At 68.3% G+C, this 19,912-nt stretch carries 24 protein-coding genes and 1 pseudogene; 12 read left to right on the top strand and 13 right to left on the bottom strand.

All coding sequences use genetic code 11. The features are described from left to right. The first annotated feature begins 28 nt into the window (after positions 1 to 28). Positions 29 to 646, top strand: a complete 618-nt coding sequence (locus tag OP79_RS16240) for a Uma2 family endonuclease (RefSeq protein WP_033320903.1) — start codon at positions 29 to 31, stop codon at positions 644 to 646. A gap of 93 nt (positions 647 to 739) precedes the next feature. On the opposite strand, the gene OP79_RS16235 is transcribed toward OP79_RS16240, so the two are convergent. Continuing rightward, a complete protein-coding gene (locus OP79_RS16235) occupies positions 740 to 1,204 on the bottom strand; it encodes a DUF6069 family protein (RefSeq protein WP_033320902.1) in 465 nt (154 codons plus the stop codon). Positions 1,205 to 1,402: 198 nt separating this feature from the next. Between OP79_RS16235 and OP79_RS57025 the strand changes: the two genes are divergently transcribed. Both OP79_RS57025 and OP79_RS16225 read left to right on the top strand, forming a co-directional pair. Continuing rightward, a complete protein-coding gene (locus OP79_RS57025; protein ID WP_245685345.1) occupies positions 1,403 to 3,526 on the top strand; it encodes a CdiA C-terminal domain-containing protein in 2,124 nt (707 codons plus the stop codon). 9 nt (positions 3,527 to 3,535) lie between these two features. Next, positions 3,536 to 3,913, top strand: coding sequence for a hypothetical protein (locus OP79_RS16225; protein ID WP_033320901.1), 378 nt, complete (start codon positions 3,536 to 3,538; stop codon positions 3,911 to 3,913). 173 nt (positions 3,914 to 4,086) lie between these two features. Here OP79_RS16225 and OP79_RS16220 read toward each other — a convergent pair whose 3' ends face one another. Next, a complete protein-coding gene (locus tag OP79_RS16220) occupies positions 4,087 to 4,425 on the bottom strand; it encodes a hypothetical protein (RefSeq protein ID WP_033320900.1) in 339 nt (112 codons plus the stop codon). Positions 4,426 to 4,556: 131 nt separating this feature from the next. Here OP79_RS16220 and OP79_RS16215 point away from each other — a divergent pair, with 131 nt between their 5' ends. After that, entirely contained in the window at positions 4,557 to 4,907 is a 351-nt protein-coding gene (locus OP79_RS16215) for an iron chaperone (protein WP_033320899.1), read from the top strand. A gap of 12 nt (positions 4,908 to 4,919) precedes the next feature. Here the strand turns inward: OP79_RS16215 and OP79_RS16210 are convergent, their stop codons facing one another. From OP79_RS16210 to OP79_RS51725, 5 genes and pseudogenes are all read right to left on the bottom strand, one after another. Next, entirely contained in the window at positions 4,920 to 5,336 is a 417-nt protein-coding gene (locus tag OP79_RS16210) for a gamma-glutamylcyclotransferase family protein (RefSeq protein WP_033320898.1), read from the bottom strand. Further along, positions 5,333 to 5,659: a divalent-cation tolerance protein CutA gene (gene cutA / locus OP79_RS16205; RefSeq protein ID WP_211270806.1), complete on the bottom strand. Its 327-nt coding sequence runs from the start codon at positions 5,657 to 5,659 to the stop codon at positions 5,333 to 5,335. The genes OP79_RS16210 and cutA overlap by 4 nt, the downstream gene beginning before the upstream one ends. Positions 5,660 to 5,906: 247 nt before the next feature. Continuing rightward, positions 5,907 to 6,149: a hypothetical protein gene (locus OP79_RS16200; protein ID WP_033320897.1), complete on the bottom strand. Its 243-nt coding sequence runs from the start codon at positions 6,147 to 6,149 to the stop codon at positions 5,907 to 5,909. Then, positions 6,146 to 6,394: a hypothetical protein gene (locus OP79_RS16195; protein ID WP_078491826.1), complete on the bottom strand. Its 249-nt coding sequence runs from the start codon at positions 6,392 to 6,394 to the stop codon at positions 6,146 to 6,148. Before OP79_RS16195 ends, OP79_RS16200 begins: the two co-directional genes overlap by 4 nt. A 99-nt stretch (positions 6,395 to 6,493) precedes the next feature. Further along, positions 6,494 to 6,871: pseudogene (locus OP79_RS51725) on the bottom strand (ATP-binding protein); the annotation flags it as partial. A 197-nt stretch (positions 6,872 to 7,068) separates the two neighbouring features. Here OP79_RS51725 and OP79_RS16185 point away from each other — a divergent pair. Next, positions 7,069 to 7,956 carry a helix-turn-helix domain-containing protein gene (locus tag OP79_RS16185; RefSeq protein WP_245685344.1) on the top strand — a complete coding sequence of 296 codons (888 nt, stop codon included), beginning with the start codon at positions 7,069 to 7,071 and terminating at the stop codon, positions 7,954 to 7,956. Continuing rightward, the gene (locus OP79_RS51720) at positions 7,953 to 8,162 is read left to right on the top strand and encodes a DUF397 domain-containing protein (RefSeq protein WP_342669523.1); all 210 of its coding nucleotides are present in this window, start codon (positions 7,953 to 7,955) and stop codon (positions 8,160 to 8,162) included. The genes OP79_RS16185 and OP79_RS51720 overlap by 4 nt, the downstream gene beginning before the upstream one ends. Positions 8,163 to 8,295: 133 nt before the next feature. Here OP79_RS51720 and OP79_RS50435 read toward each other — a convergent pair whose 3' ends face one another. From OP79_RS50435 to OP79_RS16165, 3 genes are all read right to left on the bottom strand, one after another. Then, a complete protein-coding gene (locus tag OP79_RS50435) occupies positions 8,296 to 8,919 on the bottom strand; it encodes a hypothetical protein (RefSeq protein ID WP_051744694.1) in 624 nt (207 codons plus the stop codon). A gap of 152 nt (positions 8,920 to 9,071) precedes the next feature. Further along, a complete protein-coding gene (locus OP79_RS16170; RefSeq protein ID WP_033320896.1) occupies positions 9,072 to 9,509 on the bottom strand; it encodes a hypothetical protein in 438 nt (145 codons plus the stop codon). A gap of 255 nt (positions 9,510 to 9,764) precedes the next feature. After that, entirely contained in the window at positions 9,765 to 10,529 is a 765-nt protein-coding gene (locus tag OP79_RS16165; protein WP_033320945.1) for an IS5 family transposase, read from the bottom strand. Positions 10,530 to 10,757: 228 nt separating this feature from the next. Between OP79_RS16165 and OP79_RS58270 the strand changes: the two genes are divergently transcribed. Beyond that, positions 10,758 to 10,922, top strand: a complete 165-nt coding sequence (locus OP79_RS58270; RefSeq protein ID WP_211270805.1) for a hypothetical protein — start codon at positions 10,758 to 10,760, stop codon at positions 10,920 to 10,922. A gap of 77 nt (positions 10,923 to 10,999) precedes the next feature. Here OP79_RS58270 and OP79_RS16160 read toward each other — a convergent pair whose 3' ends face one another. The 3 genes from OP79_RS16160 to OP79_RS16150 all read right to left on the bottom strand — a co-directional run bounded on the left by OP79_RS16160 (position 11,000) and on the right by OP79_RS16150 (position 13,616). Next, positions 11,000 to 12,049 (bottom strand): LLM class flavin-dependent oxidoreductase, encoded by a 1,050-nt coding sequence (locus OP79_RS16160; RefSeq protein ID WP_033320895.1) that lies wholly within the window; start codon positions 12,047 to 12,049, stop codon positions 11,000 to 11,002. 145 nt (positions 12,050 to 12,194) lie between these two features. After that, positions 12,195 to 12,875: a Clp protease N-terminal domain-containing protein gene (locus OP79_RS16155; protein WP_245685343.1), complete on the bottom strand. Its 681-nt coding sequence runs from the start codon at positions 12,873 to 12,875 to the stop codon at positions 12,195 to 12,197. A 129-nt stretch (positions 12,876 to 13,004) separates the two neighbouring features. Continuing rightward, entirely contained in the window at positions 13,005 to 13,616 is a 612-nt protein-coding gene (locus OP79_RS16150; RefSeq protein WP_033320894.1) for an NADPH-dependent FMN reductase, read from the bottom strand. A gap of 314 nt (positions 13,617 to 13,930) precedes the next feature. On the opposite strand from OP79_RS16150, the gene OP79_RS16145 reads away from it, so the two are divergent. The 5 genes from OP79_RS16145 (at position 13,931) to nirD (ending at position 19,910) form a co-directional block, all read left to right on the top strand. Then, entirely contained in the window at positions 13,931 to 14,479 is a 549-nt protein-coding gene (locus OP79_RS16145; RefSeq protein ID WP_033320893.1) for a hypothetical protein, read from the top strand. Positions 14,480 to 14,591: 112 nt separating this feature from the next. Continuing rightward, the gene (locus OP79_RS16140; protein ID WP_033320892.1) at positions 14,592 to 15,212 is read left to right on the top strand and encodes a class F sortase; all 621 of its coding nucleotides are present in this window, start codon (positions 14,592 to 14,594) and stop codon (positions 15,210 to 15,212) included. Positions 15,213 to 15,757: 545 nt separating this feature from the next. Further along, on the top strand, positions 15,758 to 16,972 hold the full coding sequence (locus OP79_RS16135; protein ID WP_033320891.1) for an NAD(P)/FAD-dependent oxidoreductase: 1,215 nt from the start codon (positions 15,758 to 15,760) through the stop codon (positions 16,970 to 16,972). Then, entirely contained in the window at positions 16,972 to 19,554 is a 2,583-nt protein-coding gene (gene nirB, locus OP79_RS16130) for a nitrite reductase large subunit NirB (RefSeq protein ID WP_033320890.1), read from the top strand. Before OP79_RS16135 ends, nirB begins: the two co-directional genes overlap by 1 nt. After that, entirely contained in the window at positions 19,551 to 19,910 is a 360-nt protein-coding gene (gene nirD, locus OP79_RS16125) for a nitrite reductase small subunit NirD (protein ID WP_033320889.1), read from the top strand. Before nirB ends, nirD begins: the two co-directional genes overlap by 4 nt. The last annotated feature ends 2 nt before the right edge of the window (positions 19,911 to 19,912 follow it).

Below are 19,912 nucleotides of genomic sequence, written 5' to 3'. Positions count from 1 at the left end.
CTCGACACCAGCCCCTAGGAGGCACGCGATGTCCGCTGCATCCGTCGAGCAGCCCTTCGACGATGATGAGCCGTTCTCCCTCACGGCCATCGCCGACGAGATCATGGAGCGCCATCCGGGCTACCGCGTCGAGATCATCGGAGGCCACCTCCTCGTGACCCCATCACCGGATGCCCCGCACGCCTTCGTCCTCACCGACCTCATGGTTCCCTTCCTCGCCGCTGGACTGCATGGCGAGGAAACTAAGGTCGGCCAGAACGTCGGCCTCTGGCTGCCCACCGGCGCCGAGGACTATGCCATCCCCGACCTCGTGGTGGTGGACTCCGACATCGAAGACCACCTCGTCGAGAACAACGCCTACGACCCGGTCTGCTTCCGCCTCGTCCTGGAGGTGACCTCCGGCAACTGGCGCGACGACCTGAAGACCAAGGTCGCCGCTTATGCCGAGGCGAAGGTGCCGGTCTACGTCGTAGTCGACCGCAAGCACCAGCGCCTCCACGTACTCACCGAGCCGGCCGGGAGTGCTTACAACAGCCATCGCGTACACGCTCCCGGCGAGACCGTTACGCTGCCTGCCACAATCGGCGCCGAAGTCGCCCTCGACGTGGAGCAGCTCATCAAGGCCGGGCAGAAGAAGGCTAATTGACCGCCCCATATGCGCCCCTACGCCAACCACCTGTAGTCGCACCCTCGGCTGATACCGAGGGTGCGACTACAGGTGGTTGGCGCTGTCCACTCGTCACCGGTGATGCCGGGCAAGGCGCCGGGCCAGTACAGGAATGATCACGGCGGCGGCGACCACGTGGGACACGGCCAGGACGATCTGGGTGGACGTGGCGGTGTGCGGGGCGGCGGCCGGGCCGGCCATGGACAGCGCGGTGAGTGCGACGGTGACCACCACGAAGGTACGGGCGGGCCGCTTGGCCCAGCGGGCGAGAACCACCGCGAGAACGATCCCGGCGATCGACCAGAACACCACGCCCCCGGCAAAGCCGCCCACCGGAATCTCCGCGGCCTCCTTGGCCCCGGGACTTGCCGCCTCCATCGGTACGCCGGCGCCGCGAGCGATCAGCGCGAACACCTCGGTCACGACAGCACCGGCGAGGGTGGCCAGGACACCGACCAGCCATACGGGCCACGTGGCGAGGGACCGGGTCGAGGAGGGGGAGGACTGGGCGATGGTCTGGGGCGTGGTCGCGGTCATGGCTCTGACTCCTGTTTGTCGTACGGGGGTTGGTGTGCCTTTCGTTGATGTAGACCGAGAGGCGCGACAGAACTGAGCGGTGACTGGACGACTTTTTTAGGCGTGAGCGAACTCGAGGCAATGGGCTCTTGCTCCTGCCTCGTTGATCCCTCTAGCCTCATGCGTTCCGTCAATGACGCCTGATCCGCGGGGGCTTGTGTGTCGTTCGTCATGGTTGCCGCCGCTTTATATGGGGTGCTGCAGCTCACGGTGCTGGCCTCGCCGGTGCGGTCACTACGACTGTCGACGGTCCTGCTGACCATCGCGGTCGGCGCGTACGGCAGCGGAGTGGTCGCCGCTCTCATCGAGCTCGGATACGCCCACACCGCCGTGTCACACGCCGGACAGCCACTGCGCGAAGCGATGGGACAGGGCGCCTACACCTTGGTGCCGGTCGTCGAGGAACTCGCCAAGTTGGCCCCGCTGTTACTGGCCGGGCTAAGCCTCAAGATCCGCTACCAGCTGGGTCTTGCCGACTACGTCGTCCTCGGAGCAGCGACAGGCGCCGGACTGGGACTGTTCGAGGTGATGCTCTCCCACCTCCTGGATGCCCAGCGAGCGACCCCGCTGCCGGACGGCGGATGGATGCTCTCCGGCGGCATCGGACTGGGGGGAGCCACGTACATCCCCGACTGGTCCACGGTGTTGACCACATGGCTCCCGGCCTCGCTGGGCAGTCTGGACCTGAGCTTCACCCAGGCCAGTCTGGGCACCAGCCTCCACCTCGCCTGGGGTGCCGTCGGCGCGTTGGGTGCCGGGCTGCTGCTGCGGGGTAAGGGCTGGCGCCGCCTGCTGGGCTTCCTGCCCATCGCCTACGCGATCGGCCACCACGCGCTGGTCAACTACAACGGACAACGTGACCGTCACCCGTCCGACTGGGCGGACTCCCTGCTCGGGACGGCCGACGACATGGTGGGCTACGCGCCACTGATCTGCCTGGTCATCGCCATGGCCGTCGACTACCGCCAGCTGCGGCGCAGCAAGCAGGCCATGCCCGGAGTGCTCCTGGACGCCGAGCGAGCCGGTGCCACGGGCATGACGGCACTGACCGGGTTCGGCATGTGGTGCGTGCCCTGGACGGCACTGATCGCGCTCCGCTTCGCCCGCCTGCGCAGAGCTCTCCTCTACGCCGCCGGACGCACCCGCCCGGAACGGCTCGAGGCCCTCCACCAGGCGGTCATGGACACCGCGGGTCGTATGGACGCCGCCAGCCACGAGAGCGCCTGGAACGCAGGCCGAATACGCGCTCACTTCAAGGCAGCTCGCCCCAGGCACCCTTGGCGCCGCCGCTGGCCGTTCCTGCTGATTTCCCTCCTGTTGATGCTGCCGTCCCTGATCTTCCTGGGCCTCGGCTCATTCACCGCAACCAAGGACCTCCAGGAGCGCTTCACCACTGGCAACGGCCCTCGCCTCCTGATGTGGTTCGGCATCGCCGCGCTGATCTGGACCCTCTTCCAGCTCGTACTCCTGCTGCGCGCATGGCGCACCACCGCCGAGCAACCCTTGGCCGAACCCCAAGCCGTTCTGCGGCTACGCGTCGCCACCGCACTCGGCGCCTCGCTCACCATCGGCCTGCTGCTCATCAGCCACTACCGCGGTACCTCCCTCGACGACGAGCCCACCGACTCCCTGGCGATGCTCCTCGCCGCACTGGAGAACCTCGAACTGTATGCGGGCATCGCGCTCACGATCCTGGCTCTCGCAGCCCTGATCATGTTGTTCCCGCCCGGCGGCCTCGCACTTGCCGGAGGCGGTGTCCTCGCGGGAGCAGCCACCGCACAAGCGGCCCAGGCTGCCGCCCTGGGCACGGCAGGCATCGCTCTCATGGTGCAGGGCTCCCAAGGCGGCGGAGAGGGCGGGAACTCATCTCAGCCACGCGAAGTGGAGGGTTCGCCACAAAAGGGGCGTGGCTCTATCGATGAGTCCGAGAAGTCGTTCAGCCCAAAGGAGCGGAGGATAGCTGAACACCTTCAGTCGGAGGGCAAGAACGTGAAAGCGCTCAGGGAGTCGACGACTGAGGGGCAGAAGACGCCGGATTCACTCGTGGACGGGGTGCCCACAGAATTCAAGACCCTGCAACCCGACGCTTCGCCGAACTCGGTCAAGAACACTCTCAACACGGCAAAGAAGCAAGCGCAGAATGCCGTGGTCGATGCACGAGGCAGCGGCCTCGGAGAGAGCGGCGCGCAGGAGGGATTGGTCAAGTTCCTTCGCAACAACCCGCCGGACCGCATGAAATCCATCAGAATCATCGGTGATGATTACATCATCCGCTGGCCTTAGAGGTGTCACATGAGTCAATACCACTACATCTTCATCCATCCCGGAACCCCCCGGGAGCAGTTGTTGGCTGACATCTCCTTCGCCTGCGGTGTCCAACTCGCTCCCGTCAGCTCCGAATACATCGACTACGCCGCCAACCTGGGGCAGGCTGCCGTGGAAGTGGAGTTCTCACACGAGTACGAAGAAGATTACGGAATCCCTTTCGAGCGATACGAATCGCTCTTCACCATCCGGGATTTCGGTTCCGACCTTGCCCGCCAGGAAGCGCTGGCCCGAGAAATCTTTGGGCGTCTCGCTTCCTTGGGCAGGTACTCGCTCATGCTCGTCCTGGACCTGCAGCAGCTCATCGAAACTGCTACCCCCCGCGATATAGGGTCGGCAAAGTAGTGGGTCATGGTCTGAACCTTCTGCGAGGCGTGGACCAGCCGCCCGATGGGCCACAGGGCACGGCACTCATGCGGACGTCTCCGCGGCACTCTCACTGAGCGTTTTCCAACCTCAGTGCCTGTGCCAGATCCCTGTATTCCAATGCGCCTCCGATGGCTGTGACTACATCTGGATCAGGGCCAGGACCCCAGCGTGTGGACTACCAGGAAAACGCAGAGCGTCAGCTGCACCGCCCCGATAACTCGGTGTCCGATCCGCAGCAGCACGACGGCCGTTACACCGACCGCCAGGGCCAGAGCGCCGAAGCCCAGCACTGGCGCCCAGTCCAGGGGCGGCACGCTGGTCGCTGTCTGTCCGGAGCTGGCGTCCATCCGGCCCAGTCCCCGGACGGCGAGCACGATGACGACCAACAGCCCGGCCGCCACGTCAGCCACCAGTACGAGAAGCAGGAGACAACCTGCGGTGAGGGCACCCTCTACGCCGGAGGGCTGCTTGTCGGCAAGTTCGGGCATGGCTCAACGATCGCCCGGAATCCACCCTTCCGAACGGTCCGTCGCCGACTCGCAACTCAGGCGTACTCCGCTCTTCATGGTCCTATCCGATCCCGGTGATCTCTCACAGGCACTCAGTTTGAGCAGGCCAGGTGGAGGGTGAGGGCGGCTACCTCGCCGAGGTGCCCGACGAACGCAAAGAGGCCCTCGCCCGGCTGCGTGAGCTGTGCCGTGCAGAGCTGCGGGGATTCACCGAGGTGATGGCGTACGGGATGCCCGCCTACGAGCGAGACGGCATCGGGGAGATCAGCTTCGCGAGTCAGAAGCAGTACATCTCCGTCTATCTGCTGCGCAGTGACGTCCGGGAAGCCTTTGCGGAGCGGCTGGCGGGCCATGACATGGGCAAGGGTTGCCTGCGCTTCCGCACGCCGGAGAAGATCGGCTTCGTACTCCTCCGGGGTCTGCTGCGAGCCACGGCGGCCAGACCGGGCAAAGTCTGCTGACCGCACCGCACCTCAACAGCCCCGCCCCCGCCAGTCCCCGCCCTCAATGAGCTTGCCGCGCGCCCGCAGTCGAGCCGCCACCGCAGGCGCAGCCACGTACACCCAGGCCTGGACACTCGTGCCGTCCCCAAGCGTCACGTCGCGGGCCACGCGCTCGTACAAGTTGCGAGGGTCACCCGGCGCGTAGTCCTCCAACCGGTCGAGAGCGAGGAGGAGTTGCCCGTACTGCTCGGGGACGGAAGTGATCAGCTCGCCGCACACCACACCCCCGGCTTCCTCCACGGCGTACGGATAGCCGGGCCCCTCGTACAGCACCGCCCCCACCAACCGCCCCGGCACCTCGGAAACGGTGCGGCCGAGCAGGAAGAGATCGTGGTTGGGCTCGCCAGGCAGCAGCGTCCCGTACACGAAGAAGGGCAGACGGCTCACCCCGCCGTCTCCTGCTCCAGCCACTCCAGATACGCCGCACTCCCCCGCACCACCGGCGTGGCGATGATCTCCGGCGTGTCGTAGTCGTGCGCCTCGCGCAGATACGCCTCCAGCTCCGCGTACCGCGTGTCCGTCGTCTTGAACAGCACCTGCCACTCGGACGCGGTCTCGATCTCCCCCTTCCACCGGTATACGGACGTCACCGGCCCGGAGATCTGCGCGCACGCGGCGACACGCGCCGCGACCGCGCCCCTCGCGAGGGCGTTCGCCTTCTCCGGGGCGTCCGTGGTCGTCAGGACGGTGAGCCAGTCGGCCATGGTCATGATCGTTCTCCTTTCCAGACCTTCGCAGAACGATTCTCACTCCTCACACGTACGGTGGCCTCGGCTTACGTCCGGGGCGACGGCCGTACGTCGGGAAACACGGGCGTCCGTCCCGGCGTCCTCCATGACCTTGCTGACCTCGATGACCGAGAAGTCGATCTCCCCTCAGCAACCATCCGCCGCATCCGCTCCACCGCCGCCGCACGCCGCTGCCGGACGCCGATCTCCTCGGAGCCGAGACCCTCGCTCACAGCCCAGGAACGAGCCTGACCACGGTCACGGTCAGCACGGATCCCGAGACGTAGTAGAGAACGATGGCACCGAGGACGGTCACCTCCCGCCGGTCTCGCTCGCCCCTGACGGCGGTCGATCCGTGGCCGTACGGATCTCGGCCGATGGTCCGCCCCATGGCGTCCCTGAACGCTTCGGCATTCCGCATCTTGGCCAGGGTGTCGTCGGCGGGCGGCGCGTAGCTGATGCGGTAGCTCAAGCGACGCCCCGCCTCTCGGCCTCATCCGCGGCGAGCCGCGCCAGCAGCGCGTCGGCCTCCGGGTCGGGCACGGCCTCCAGCATCCAGTGCCGCATGACGGCGTGGATGTCATGCACGCCGGCCTCGTTCACAGCGCGGTCGAACTCCTCGCGCCGCCCTTCCGGGAGAGCGGCGCGGATGTCGGGGATGCTGTTGGGCACCTCGACCTCGACACCATTGACGAAGGTCTTCAGCGGTTCGGCCATCGTCGTCCTCCTATGGAGCCCGGATTCGCTGGGCTCACGGTAGTGGGTGGAGGCCGCCTGGCGTACCACGTCCAGCTCGCACCATACGGACTTGCCGACCTTCAGCTCGGACACGCCCCACCGGTCGGCGACTTCCCTGACGATCAGCAGCCCGCGCCCGAACATGTCGTCCGCGGTCGCCTCTCGAAGGCTCGGCTGCACCTCGCCCTTCGGGTCGGAGACGGAGACGCGTACGGCTCGCTCGGTGAGGGCGAGTTCCACCCTGAAGAGCCGGTCGCGCAGGCATCCGTGCAGTACGGCGTTCCCGCCCAACTCGGACACCAACAGGGCGGTGTCGGCAGCGAGTTCGGGATGGCCCCAGTCGATGAGCAGCCGGTGGGCGCGGCGGCGGGCGAGGGTGACGCTCTTGGGGAGGGGTGTGTAGTCGAGGCGGTCGTACTGGAGTGGGGCCTCGTCGGGCTCTTTGGGGGCGACCATGTCGCTCACCTCCGGGCAGGATTGAGCTGCGCCATGCACCAACTGGCGCCACTCTGCGATCAGTTCGTCACCGACGGTAGGAGTAGTACGTCATTGCTCGCAAGTTCCTCTTGGAGGATTTCCTCCGATTGAGGTTTGCTTGGCTGACACGCACCGCGCCAGACTGACGGCGCAACAACGCCAGGAGGAGCACCAACGTGACCGCGAGCCAGTCGATGCAGGGCAACAGCACCTCCACCGTCCTGGGGCGTCGACTGGGCGGTGAACTCATCAAGTTGCGCATCGCCGCTGGTATGACACAGACCCACGCGGCCAGGGCCCTCACGGCGTCCACCACGAAGATCGCGAAAATGGAGCGCGGCTGGGTACCCATGCGCGACCCGGATGTCCGTGCCCTGTGCGAGCTGTACGGAGTTCACGACCCCGGTACCGTCGGAGGGCTCCTGGAGCTCGCGAAGGTCGATCGTGAGCGTCGTAAAGCCAAGGGCTGGTGGGACGACTACACAATCCGCGGCGTCATGCAGGAATACGTCACTCTGGAGAGCGCCGCAACGACGATCAAGGTGTGGCAACCCGCGTTCGTTCCTGGACTGCTTCAAACCGCCGAATACGTACGGGCTCTGCGCAGCAACCCCATCACGTCAGCGGCCACGAACAGGCAGTCCGACGAGGAGTTCGTCGCTGCACGGCTCGCACGGCAACAGCGCCTCTCGGAGGACCCACTCCTCTCGCTGCGGACTGTGATCTACGAGGCAGTGCTCCGGAACTTCCCCGGCGGAACGGAAGAGGCGCGCAGGCAACTCGACCACCTGGCGCAGATGGCCGACTTGCCGAACGTCGGTCTCCAGATCTTCCCGTTCAGTGCAGGCACGCACTTCGGCTTGAACGGCTCGTTCAACATCATCTCGTTCGCCGAGCCCGGAGCCATGGACATCGTCTACGTGGAGGCCCCCTTCACTCAGCGGTGGGTGGAAGGCGGAGAGGGCGCTGCTGCCTACGATGAGCTGTTCGAGATGATCGCCGAACGCTCCCTCGATCAACGGGAGTCCGTGCTGTTCCTCCACAAGCTCCGTAAGGAACTGTGACCGTGCCTGAATTCCACTACTGCAAGTCCACCTATAGCGACCCCGAAGCCGAGTGCGTCGAAGTAGCCACCAACATCCCCGCCACCATCGCCATACGCGACTCGAAGAACCCCACCGGCCCGTCCCTCCACGTCCGCCCTGCCACCTGGACGGCCTTCCAAACAGCCCTGCTTACAAAGAGGTTGACGACTGGAGCGGCACACTGACTTGGTGGGTCAGCGCACGGGAAACACGCTCTGCACGAAGGTTCGGGCTTCCCGAACGCGTTGCCCCCATTCCGCGGGCTGCAGCAGATGGCCTGTCTGACCGAACTCATCGCCATTCCGGCTCGCGGGAAGATCAGCTGACGCGATACTTGCCGAACACGTGCAGCACCCCCGCGATCAGGAACTTTCCGCGGCCACCCAACACCCCGTAGATCTCGACGAAGGCGTCTCTCGAATCCGGCACTGCTGCGATCCGCAGGGTGAACGTGCGTCGGCCGGTCAGCCGGTGGCTGTACCACTCATCACGCTCGATGTCCGTTTCCGGCAGGGCCGCCTCGACGACCTCCCATTCGGAGTCCCCGAAGTCGTGCTCGGCGAAGTACGCCAACACCTCGCACAGGGGCCGTAGGTTCTCGCCGTGGATCCGCCGCTTGGCCATGGCGCGGGTCCAGCCCACCGGGTACGCGTGGACACCGTCCCAGACTCCCAGGCGCACGAGCCGGCGCTGGCGGCCCCTTTCGATCCGGGCGAACATCGCCAACAATCCGCCGAACAGCACGCCGATGCCCAGCGCGGGCAGAACGTCTCCCTCGAGGAGGAGGATGAAGAGGCCCCACCACAAGATCCCTGCCACAAGCCAGACGACGAGCGGCCGCCTCGCTGCGAACATCTGAGACCTGGTCGGAGGCTGCTGTCCTCCGAGGACGCGGTCGACAGCCCAGAAGGCACGCGCCAGATCCCCACCCTTGATCGGCATGGCGGGATCGTAGCCCGTCCCCTGCAGAAGTAGGCCCATGGCGAGCGCATGCAGGTACGGACCCGCCCTATGGGCACATGACCGCGGACTCCTGAACGCCCCGGCATGCACTCAGCCTTTTCCAACCTCGCGCTGCGGTGCAGTGAACTACCTCAGTAGAAGATGATCGCGAGCAGCGCGCCCACGGCAATGCACGTCAGTCCAGGAACCCAGAACAGCTTCACGTAGAGCCGTTCCTCGGACTGATCGATGCCGGCGATGTCCGCGAGCGTTCCCGTCCTGGCCCGGCTCGGCTTCCTACGGTCGTACACCACTGGCACGACGGTGCCCACCGGCCCGCGCGGCTCTACACCGAGCTCGATGAACCGGGGCGGCCGGCTCTGGGGCGACCTCCCGGGCAGAAGGATGTCGTAGTAGACGCGATGTCCGCTGCTGATCCATTCCTGCAGTGTGGAGACGGCCTCGCCCTGCACTCCACGCCGTTTCAGATTCCGCAGTTTCAGGAACTTCTGGAGACCAGCGGCATCAACGAAGCAGATCAGCGCGCCGATGCCCATGAGGACGAATCCCACGCCCGCGACGTTGCCCATCGCACCCCCCTTTGCCAGGACCTAAGGGTGTGGACGCTATCAACGGGCTCGCGCGCCTCGGCCGCTGCCCCGCAACCCGCCGGCGCTGTCGGCGGGTTGGCCCGGTTACCGCGGCGGCGAAGCGTCCTGGTGGACCGGCTTCCCACCGAGATCACACATACGTACCGGGAACTTCCGTGCTCGTCTTCTCGGCGGCGATCGATCTGTCCAACGCTCACCTGCGTCACCTCGCCCACCAACTGAGCCCTTCCATCCTCAAGCTGAGTTGGCCAGATGAAGGGTGAGGACGGCCTGGACGAGGCTCGTGATCCGGGTCGTCGAGCAGCGGAGCTTGCGCAGGAGCCGCCAGGACTTGAGCCTGGCGATGGCTTGCTCGACCAGTGCCCGGACCTTCGCATGCGACCGATTGACGGCCTGCTGACCGGTGGAGAGACCGTCCCATCGGCCGCGGTAAGGAAGGCGGATTGTGCCGCCCGCACCCAGGTAGCCCTTGTCTGCCCAGCAGGTGATGCCGGCCTCTGCGAGAGCGTCAATGATGCCGTGCTCGCGCGCGGCCCGGACATCGTGGACGGCACCGGCCAGGGCCGGTGAAGCCCACAGGAGACGGCCCTTCGGGTCGGCTATGACCTGCACGTTCATGCCGTGCTTCTTGTGCTTGCCCGAGTAGAACGGACGGTCGGCGGCGATCCGGTCGATCGGCAGCAGCGTCCCGTCCAGGATCAGATACGCCTTCATCGACGCGGCCCGTACGGCTTCGGCGAGCGTGGGGGCGAGGGCGGCCAGGAGCTCGACGGCCTCGGTGACGTACCGGTAGACGGTAGTGGTGCCGATCCCGAAGCCGGCCGCGAGTTGGGCATAGGGCTGGCCGTTGCGGAGGTAGACGAGGGTGAGCAAGGCCTGTCGGCCCGCGCTCAGGCGCCGCCATCGGGTGCCGAGAACGCGCCGACGTTCCCTCAGACGGCTCGCCAGGAAACGGAGGGCAGAGCCGGACACGTCGACGCCGGACGGGTAGACAAGCATGCGAAGCCTCTGGTGCAGACGGTTCTCTTGGTCGAAACCCATCTACCAGGGGCTTCATCCGCCTGTCAGGCCAACGGCTCAGCCGAGGCAGGAGGTTGGAAAAGGCTCACTGAACTTCCTTTCCGAGCCCGCCGTGGCCGAGATGGTCAGGGGCGTCCGACCGGGCGTCCTGGTCGCGGCGTATGTGTGGGACCACGCCGGGGGCATGGGTTTCCTGCACCGGGCTACGTGGCCACCCTCGCCCCCGCGGACCGGAACCGGGTGCGTGACGTGTTCAGCGCAGCTGTCTCCAGGATGCCGGACGGTTCCATCGCGTTCACCGCCCGGGCCTGGGCGGTGCGTGGCCGCAGGCCGGTCCGCGCCGAGGTGAGCCAGGCGCTGTCCCAGCAATAGTCGTCGGGCCGGTCCTCGCCACGACGCTTGCCGTTCTGCGCGGTACCGATCCCGGCCAGTCGGAGACCCCCGACCGATCACGCGAACGCCGGCATGATCCCGTCGTGGATCAGGCGGAGCTGGGAGTTCACGTCGGCCACCTCCGGGAGGTCGCGCCCTGTGAAGGCCTTGACCAGGGTGCGGTCGGTGATGGCGCAGATCATGTGGTTGACGCCGGTGGGGGCGATTTCTCGTTGGATTTTGTCGCGGCATTCCTCGGGCGTGCCCGCTATCGAGAGGCGTTCGGCCAGCTCCGGGGTGGTCAGTTCGATGCCGCGGGGCAGGTCGCCGGAGGCGATGGCGTCGATGATCGGTTTGAGTTCGGTCGGGTCGACGCCGTTGCGGCGTAGTTGTTCCTCGGGCATCGAGGAGGCGTAGATGCCGACCATGCTGCGGGCCGCGTCCTTGGCGGCGGCGGAGTCGGGGCCGGTGGCGAAGACGACCCAGGCGCCGATGTCCAGGGACTGCCAGTCCTTGCCGGCGCGCTCCGCTCCGGTCCGGATGTGCCGCACCGCGTACTCGTACGCCTCGCGGGTGTAGCTCAGCGCGTGATGGCAGCCGTCGGACAACTCGCCCGCCGCTTCGAAGGACTTGGGCCCGCGCATCGCGCCGAGCTTCAGCGGCACCCGGCTCTGGACCGGTCGCGCGAAGGTGAACAGGCCCTCGTACGAGAAGAATTCGCCGTCGTACGAGATCGTCCCCTCGTCCAGCAGCGTGCGCACCACATGCAGCGCTTCCTTGACCCGGGACAGCGGGCGGGTGCGGGCCCAGTCGATGCCGTACTGGGCCAGGAGCCCGAAGTTGCCGCTGGACAGTACGGCCTCCGCGCGGCCGTCGGAGAGTTCGTCGAGGGTGGCCACGGCCTGGGCGATCAGGGTCGGTTCGCGGAGTGTGACCGGGGAGACGCTCGGGCCCAGGCGGATTCGGCTGGTCCGGCCGGCGGCCGCGGCGAAGAGCAGCCATAGGTCCTTGTGCCAGGTCTCGTCGGCGGCGTAGCAGGCGTGGAAGCCGAGTTCGTCGGCGAGTTTGATGGAGTCCAGTGACTCTGTGAGGGGGTAGTCGGGGAGCATTGCGTAACTGAACTTCACGAATGTCACCTTCCGAAGACGGGGACCGCGGTCAGTACGGGTGTCCTCACCAGGCTAGGAAAACGGCGCCCAACTCTCCAGCATGCCAAGCCAGTTGTGGAGCCATCCCCACATTTGAGGAGTCGACGCAGAGGGATGGCTGCGCCTACGCCTCCTCCAGTGCCCCCACCTTGAAGCCCGCCTCCGTCAGTACCGTCGCCGCCACCCCGCGGCCGACCCGGCCGAGGCCCGTCAGCAGGTGGTCGCAGTCGATGAGGGCGGTGCCCGCTTGTTCTTCCGCCAGGGCGATGGCCTTGCGGGAGTAGGGAGTCCAGGCGATCCGTTCGGCGGCCTGTGAGGCGCCCATGCTCAGGTGGGCCTCGACCGAACGGTGTACGGCATCGGGGGCGACACCGGACGCCTCAAGGAGCCGGGTGGCGTTGTTGGGCGTCGCGGTGAGGCCCCACAACAGGTGCTCGGTGCCTATGTAGTTGTTGCGGTGCTGCACCGCGGCCCGCTTGACGTGGGTCATCGCCTCGCGGAGGTCGTCGGTCATCGTGTCGGGGGCGTATCGCTTGTGGGGGGCGTGGAAGCGCTGCTGCACCGCCTGCCGGGTCACGCCCAGGGCGGCGCCGATGTCGGTCCACGAGCAGCCGTGCATCCGGCAGTGTTCGACGTAGTCCTCGACCAAGTCGTCTGCCAGGGCCTGCAGTTGGCCCGAGAGCTGCGCGGCCACGGTCAGCAGGGCGAGCCAGTCGGGCTGCTCCGTGCCGCTGCCGGGCCGGTGTGCGGTGTCGCAGGTGCGGTCCACTTCCGCGATGAGTTCGTCCAGGTCTGGAAGAGTCATGAGGCAAGTGCGCCTTGACAATCCCGAACTGTCAAGGCGCACTTGCCTCTCTCCTCAGAGCGAGGGGCGAATACTCGCCACCCGCCGCCGGACAGCATGTCCGCCGTCATGCGGTTACGGCGGGCAGCGTCACCCCGCGTACGGTCGCACCGCCTTCGCTTCCCTCAACGTCCGTCCCCACCACACCAGTTGGTCCAGCATCCCCTTCGCGGCGGCGTCCGGAGCCGCCGGATCCCTGTGGCGGCCCTCGTCGTCGAAGTGGGCGCCCGCGTTGTGGAAGGAGACCGTGTCGCGGACGGTGACGGCGTGGAGTTCGGCGAAGACCTGGCGGAGGTGTTCGACGGCGCGGAGGCCGCCGGAGAGTCCGCCGTACGAGACGAAGGCGACGGGCTTGGCGCGCCACTCGGTGTAGTGCCAGTCGATGAGGTTCTTCAGGGGGGCCGGGAACGAGTGGTTGTACTCGGGAGTGAGGACCACGAACGCGTCGGCGCCGGCGAGCGTCGGCCCGACCTTGGCGAGCTCGGCGGTCACCTCGGCGGACGGCGAGTAGGACAGGGCCGTCGGCAGTCGTACGTCGGCGGTGTCGACGACGTCGGCCTCGATGTCGTCGCGCTCGCGGATCCGGCTCAGCAGCCAGTCGGCGATCACGGGTCCGAAGCGGCCCTCACGGTTGCTGCCGATGATCAAGCCGAGACGGACGGGTTCGTCTGTAGCGGAGTTCCTGGGGTTCGTGGAGTTCATGGGGACAGGCTCGTATCTCAACCAAAGTTGAGGTCAAGTCCCGACCGGACCACCCGATCGGGCCACTCGACCGAACCGCCGGTGGAGCCGTCCCCGAGCCTTCGTCCGAGAGGCCGGTCACCCGTTCACACCCTCCCCCACACTCCGCCGATACTTTTTTACACGTACGCCTGTGACCTGCCGAAACACCCTGGGAACGTCGGCCGGTGCACCCGCCCGACACCCGTTCTGACGCCTCATCAGGAGGCGTGTCGGGCCGACTGCCACTTACCTCGACAGAGCAGGGGTGCAACCGAGGCGGAGGAGCGAGCACGATGCGAACAGGCCGTCTGCTGACCGGTACCGCGTTGGCTCTCGCCGCCGCGGGCCTCCCCGTCGCGCCCGCGTACGCCCACGTGTTCGGCGAGGACACCGGCGCGCTGGAGGTGTACCCGTCGACCGTCGCGCCCGGTGCCGAGGTCACGGTGAACACGGCCAAGTGCGGTGCGGACGGCGCGATGAAGGGGGACGCGAGCGCGGTGGGCGCGGGCGCCTTCACGCTGACGCCCAGCACGCACGAGCGGAACGCGGTCGGGCGGTTCCGGGTGCCGCCGTCCGCACAGCCCGGAACGTACGAGATCGTCGCGCGTTGTTCCAGCGGCACGCGGCTGACGGGGGACCTGAGGGTCGCGCTGGCCCCCAGGGCGGGGGCCGAGAAGGCGGCCGACGAACAGACGCATCCGAGAGGAAGCGTGAAGACGGGGGTCGGTGGCGCACTCGGCCCCGACCCCGTACAGACCGCGGCGGGAGTGGCGGCACTCGCCGTCGCCGCCGCGGGCGGTACCTGGCTCCTGCATCGCCGGGCGAGAGGCGACGGGATCTGACGGACACCTCCGCTGTCCACCGGTACCGCCGTCCCCTCCCCCTCCGGGTCCGACGCCCCTCGCGGCCCGGAGGGGGAAGCGGGACGCATCTCTTGTTTCAGAGGGGGCGTACGTGCGCAGGTTCAGCAATGCCGCCATAGCCGCCGTGACAGTGGTGGCCTTCGGATCGGGTGCGTGGCTGGTGCGCAGTGGCGCCGAGGCGCACGCCCCGCCGCAGCCGTCTGCTGCGCAGAGCCGCACGGACGCCCATGTCGACCGGCCCGCGGCCGCCCCGCTCCCGCCCTCCCTTCCCGACCGCGTCCGCATCCCGTCCATCCGGGTGGACGCCCCCCTCACGGGCCTCGGCCTCACTCCGCAAGGCGGCCTCGACGTGCCGCCGGCATCGCGGCGGAATCTCGCGGGCTGGTACGCGGGTGGCGCCACCCCGGGCGAGCGGGGCACCGCGATTGTCGTCGGCCATGTCGACAACGCGGACGGGCCCGCCGTCTTCTTCCGCCTCGGCGCGCTGGAGATGGCCGACACGATCGAGATCTCGCGGCGGGACGGCACGGTCGCCGTCTTCTCCGTCGACGCGGTCGAGGTGTACGACGCCCACGACTTCCCGGACGAGAAGGTGTACGGGGCCTCTCACGAGGCGGAGCTACGCGTGATCACGTGCGGGGGTGGCTACTCGGAGGCCACGGGCTACCGGGGCAACGTGGTGGTGTTCGCCCACCTGGCCTCCGGCGGGTAGGTGGGATTCTTTCCCCAGCCCCGCCCCTTCCCGGCTGTATCAATTTGCGGCTCCGCCGCGTGAGGGGGCTGCGCCCCCAGACCCCCGCCAGGGGGTGGGGAGTGACACTGCGTGTCGCGGCTGCGGGCCCGTCGTGGCTGGTCGCGCAGTTCCCCGCGCCCCTGAAAAGCCTGCGGCTGCCCGCACCCGAGCAAGGACGCGCCCCGGGGAAGCCCGCACCCCCAACTGCCCGCAGTTTCCCTCCGGCGGGAGGGGGCGTGGGCCGGTGCGTCGTATGCCCGTCGCTTAGGTTCTGTCTCGGAGAACCCGCACCGTGTACCAGGCCAGGGCCGTATGCCCGCCCTGCGACGGGCTGACGCACCGGCCCACGGCCCCGCACCCCCCACCCACCCAGGGGCGCGAGGAACGGCGCGACCAGCCACCCACCAACCCGCACCCGCCCAAGAAACCCTCACACCCCGAACCCCGCCCCGCTGAGCGCAGCGTTCCTCGCGGGAAACAGTTGTGATGCGGCCGGGTAACACCGGCACCGCACGCTCGTCACCATGACCTCGAATACGCGTGTGGTGGTGATCGGCGCCGGCCTCGCGGGCGTACGGCTCGCCCGGCGGCTCGGCGAGCTCGGGCTGTCCGCCGTGCTCATCGGTGAGGAGGAGCACACCCCGTACAACCGGGTCCTGCTCGCCGAAGTGCTGGCCGGGCGGTACGCCCCCGACGTGATCGCCCTGCCCGCGCCCGCGGAGCTGGTGCGCGCCCGGGTCACCGGCATCGACCGCGACCAGCGGCAGGTGCACTGCTCGGACGGCTCGGTGATCGCATACGACACGCTGGTCCTGGCGACCGGGTCGAACGCGAAGCTGCCGCCGCTGCGCGGGCTCTTCACCGCGGATCACATGCTGCCGGAGGGCATCCACGCCTTCCGCACGATGGACGACTGCCTGGGCCTGTCCAAGGCGGTACGCCCGAACGCCCGCGCCGTCGTCATCGGCGGCGGTCTCCTCGGCGTCTCAGCCGCCCGCGCGCTCGCCGCACGCGGCGCGCAGGTCGTGCTCGCCCAGCAGGCCGAGCGGCTGATGGAACGCCAACTCGACCCTTCCGCCTCGAAGTTGGTGCTCCGGCACCTGAAGGACCTGGGCGTCGAGGTGCACACCGAGTGCCGGGTACGGGACGTGCGCTGCGTCGGCGGAGCCGTCCGCTCGGTCGAGCTGGCCGACGGGTACGCGCTCGACGCCGACCTGGTGGTGCTGACCTGTGGCGTGCACCCGCGCGTGGGCCTCGCCCAGGACGCGGGTCTCGCCGTGCACAAGGGCGTCATCGTCGACGACGAGCTGCGTACGTCCGACCCGCACATCCGGGCGATCGGCGACTGCGCGCAGCACGCGGGCACCGTCTACGGTCTCGCGACGCCCGCCCTCGAACAGGCCGAAGCGCTGGCCGAGCTGCTGGCGACGGGCGAGGGCGCCGCGCGCTACACCGGCACCCGCGCCCTCACCCGGCTGACCCTCGCCTCCGGCACCCCGCTCGACCTCGCCGCCTTCGGCGAGCCCACCCCGCAGCCCGGTGACGACGTCATCCAGCTCGCCGACGCGACTCGCGGCACCTACCGCAAGGTCGTCGTCCGCAACGACCGCGTGGTCGGCGGCGTACTCGTCGGCGAACTCGGCACCGTAGGCGCGCTCGCCCGCGCCTGGGAGGGAGCAGAGCCGCTCCCCGAGACCGGCCCTCTGCTCCACCTGCTCACCAACGATGGAGGCTCCTGATGTCCACGACCCCCACGATCGTGCTCGTCGGCCACGGCATGGTCGGCCAGCGCTTCCTCGAAGCGCTCGCCGAGCGCGGCCTGACCGCCACGCACCGCGTGGTCGTGCTGTGCGAGGAGCCGCGGCCCGCCTACGACCGCGTCCAGCTGACCTCGTACTTCTCGGGCAAGACGCCCGAGGACCTCTCGATGACCGACATGGCGTTCATCGAGAAGGAGGGCATCGAGCTGTACGTCGGCGACCCGGCCGAGACCATCGACCGTGAAGCCCGCAGGGTGACCGCCCGCTCCGGTCTTGTCGTCGACTACGACGTCCTCGTCATGGCCACCGGCTCGTACCCGTTCGTGCCGCCGGTCCCGAACAAGGACGCCGAGGGCTGCTTCGTCTACCGCACGATCGAGGACCTTCTCGCGATCGAGGAGTACGCGAAGAAGGCGACGACCGGCGCGGTGGTCGGCGGCGGTCTGCTCGGCCTGGAGGCCGCGGGCGCGCTGAAGGGTCTCGGGCTCACCGCCCACATCGTGGAGTTCGCGCCCCGCCTGATGCCGGTGCAGGTCGACGAGGGTGGCGGCGCCGCCCTGCTGCGCACCATCGCGGACATGGGCCTGTCCGTCCACACGGGCGTGGGCACGCAGGAGATCGTGACCGACGACTCGGGCGCCGTCACGGGCATGAAGCTGTCCGACGGCTCCGAACTGGCCACCGACATGGTGGTGTTCAGCGCCGGTGTCCGCCCCCGCGACCAGCTCGCCCGCGACTGCGGCCTCACGGTCGGCGAGCGCGGCGGCATCTCGGTCGACGAGCAGTGCCGTACGGTCTCCGACCCGCACGTCTTCGCGATCGGCGAGTGCGCGCTGGCCTCCGACGGCAAGGTGTACGGCCTGGTGGCGCCCGGCTACGAGCAGGCCGAGACCGTGGCGGCGACGATCGCGGCGGATGAGGCCTCCTTCACCGGTGCCGACATGTCGACCAAGCTCAAGCTGCTCGGCGTCGACGTGGCCTCCTTCGGTGACGCGCACGGCGCGACCGAGGACTGCCTGGACGTCGTCTACGCGGACTCCCGCTCCGGCACGTACAAGAAGCTGGTCATCGGCCGCGACGGCGAGCTGCTCGGCGGCATCCTGGTCGGCGACGCGGATGCGTACGGCACGCTGCGCGCGCTCACCGGTTCCGTACCGCCCGTCTCCCCCGAGCAGCTGGTGCTTCCGGCGGGCTCGGCCGGCGGCGCCCAGCTCGGCCCGTCCGCGCTGCCCGACGAGGCGGTCATCTGCTCCTGCCACAACGTCACCAAGGGCACGATCCGCGGCGCGGTCACCGACCACCAGTGCACGACGGTGCCCGAGGTCAAGAAGTGCACCAAGGCCGGTACGGGCTGCGGCAGTTGCGTCAAGGTCCTCGGCCAGCTGGTCAACGCCGAGCTGGAGGCCAGCGGCGTCGAGGTCGACAAGGGCCTGTGCGGCTGCTTCTCGCAGACCCGCGAGGAGCTGTACGAGATCGTCCTCGCCCTGCGCATCAACAAGTACCAGGACCTGCTGGACCGTTACGGCCGTGAGACCGCCCGCGGCGGCGACGGCTGCGAGATCTGCAAGCCGACGGTCGGCTCGATCATCGCCTCCCTCGCCCCGACGATCGGCGCGAGCGGCTACGTACTGGAGGGCGAGCAGGCGGCCCTGCAGGACAGCAACGACCACTTCCTCGCCAACCTGCAGAAGAACGGCTCGTACTCGATCGTGCCGCGCATCCCGGGTGGGGAGATCACCCCCGAGAAGCTCATCGTGATCGGGGAAGTGGCGCGCGACTTCGGCCTCTACACGAAGATCACGGGTGGCCAGCGCATCGACATGTTCGGCGCACGCGTCGAACAACTCCCGCTGATCTGGGCTCGGTTGGTGGACGCGGGCTTCGAGTCCGGTCACGCGTACGGAAAGGCGCTGCGTACGGTGAAGTCGTGCGTCGGCCAGACCTGGTGCCGCTACGGCGTCCAGGACTCCGTACGCATGGCGATCGACCTGGAGCTGCGCTACCGGGGGCTTCGTTCCCCGCACAAGCTGAAGTCGGCGGTCTCCGGCTGCCAGCGCGAGTGCGCCGAGGCCCAGTCGAAGGACTTCGGCGTGATCGCCACGGCCAACGGCTGGAACCTGTACGTGGCCGGCAACGGCGGCGCCACCCCGCGCCACGCGGACCTGCTCGCACAGGACCTCTCCGACGCCGAACTGATCCGCCTGATCGACCGTTTCCTGATGTTCTACATCCGCACGGCCGACCGCCTGGAGCGCACCTCGACCTGGCTGGAGCGGATCCCCGGCGGCCTGGACCACGTACGCGACGTGGTCGTGGACGACTCCCTGGGCATCTGCGAGGAACTGGAGTCCCTGATGGCCGCGCATGTCGCGAACTACCGCGACGAGTGGGCCGAGACCATCAACGACCCGGAGAAGCTGTCCCGCTTCGTCTCCTTCGTGAACGCGCCGGACACCCCCGACCCCGTCGTCGGCTTCGTCCCCGAGCGCGACCAGATCAAGCCCGACCTGCCGCTGCTGACCATCGGCACCCGTCCCCTGGAAGGAAGCGCCCAGCGATGACCCTCGCACCCGAGACGACGACCCTGAAGGTCCAGCTTCGCGTCGACGACGCGGCGGACGACTGGTTCACGGTCTGCGACATCAGCGCGCTGATGCCCGGCCGCGGGGTGGCGGCCCTGCTCCCCGACGGCCGCCAGGTCGCCCTCTTCCAGGACCGCGCGGGCCGCCTGTACGCCATCGACAACCGCGACCCGTTCAGCGGCGCCGCCGTCCTCTCCCGCGGCCTCGTCGGCTCCCACCAGGGCCGCCCGTTCGTGGCCTCGCCCCTGCTCAAGCAGCGCTTCGAGCTGGAGTCGGGGCGGTGCCTGGACGACGATGCGGTGACGGTGGCGACGTACGAGGTGCGTACGTCCTGACG

The organism is Streptomyces yerevanensis (assembly GCF_000716805.1).
Lineage (GTDB): Bacteria > Actinomycetota > Actinomycetes > Streptomycetales > Streptomycetaceae > Streptomyces > Streptomyces flaveus.
This window is presented reverse-complemented; position numbering and strand designations above follow the sequence as displayed.

Bases quoted from the DNA above. Each gene is read 5' to 3' on its own strand.
- OP79_RS16150 (WP_033320894.1), bottom strand. From the start codon at position 13,616: ATGAACTCCACGAACCCCAGGAACTCCGCTACAGACGAACCCGTCCGT.
- OP79_RS50435 (WP_051744694.1), bottom strand. From the start codon at position 8,919: ATGCCGATCAAGGGTGGGGATCTGGCGCGTGCCTTCTGGGCTGTCGAC.
- OP79_RS16145 (WP_033320893.1), top strand. From the start codon at position 13,931: ATGCGAACAGGCCGTCTGCTGACCGGTACCGCGTTGGCTCTCGCCGCC.
- nirB (WP_033320890.1), top strand. From the start codon at position 16,972: ATGTCCACGACCCCCACGATCGTGCTCGTCGGCCACGGCATGGTCGGC.
- OP79_RS16220 (WP_033320900.1), bottom strand. From the start codon at position 4,425: ATGCCCGAACTTGCCGACAAGCAGCCCTCCGGCGTAGAGGGTGCCCTC.
- cutA (WP_211270806.1), bottom strand. From the start codon at position 5,659: ATGACCATGGCCGACTGGCTCACCGTCCTGACGACCACGGACGCCCCG.
- OP79_RS16240 (WP_033320903.1), top strand. From the start codon at position 29: ATGTCCGCTGCATCCGTCGAGCAGCCCTTCGACGATGATGAGCCGTTC.
- nirD (WP_033320889.1), top strand. From the start codon at position 19,551: ATGACCCTCGCACCCGAGACGACGACCCTGAAGGTCCAGCTTCGCGTC.
- OP79_RS16155 (WP_245685343.1), bottom strand. From the start codon at position 12,875: ATGACTCTTCCAGACCTGGACGAACTCATCGCGGAAGTGGACCGCACC.
- OP79_RS16135 (WP_033320891.1), top strand. From the start codon at position 15,758: ATGACCTCGAATACGCGTGTGGTGGTGATCGGCGCCGGCCTCGCGGGC.
- OP79_RS16165 (WP_033320945.1), bottom strand. From the start codon at position 10,529: ATGCTTGTCTACCCGTCCGGCGTCGACGTGTCCGGCTCTGCCCTCCGT.
- OP79_RS16195 (WP_078491826.1), bottom strand. From the start codon at position 6,394: ATGGCCGAACCGCTGAAGACCTTCGTCAATGGTGTCGAGGTCGAGGTG.
- OP79_RS16170 (WP_033320896.1), bottom strand. From the start codon at position 9,509: ATGGGCAACGTCGCGGGCGTGGGATTCGTCCTCATGGGCATCGGCGCG.
- OP79_RS16225 (WP_033320901.1), top strand. From the start codon at position 3,536: ATGAGTCAATACCACTACATCTTCATCCATCCCGGAACCCCCCGGGAG.
- OP79_RS16235 (WP_033320902.1), bottom strand. From the start codon at position 1,204: ATGACCGCGACCACGCCCCAGACCATCGCCCAGTCCTCCCCCTCCTCG.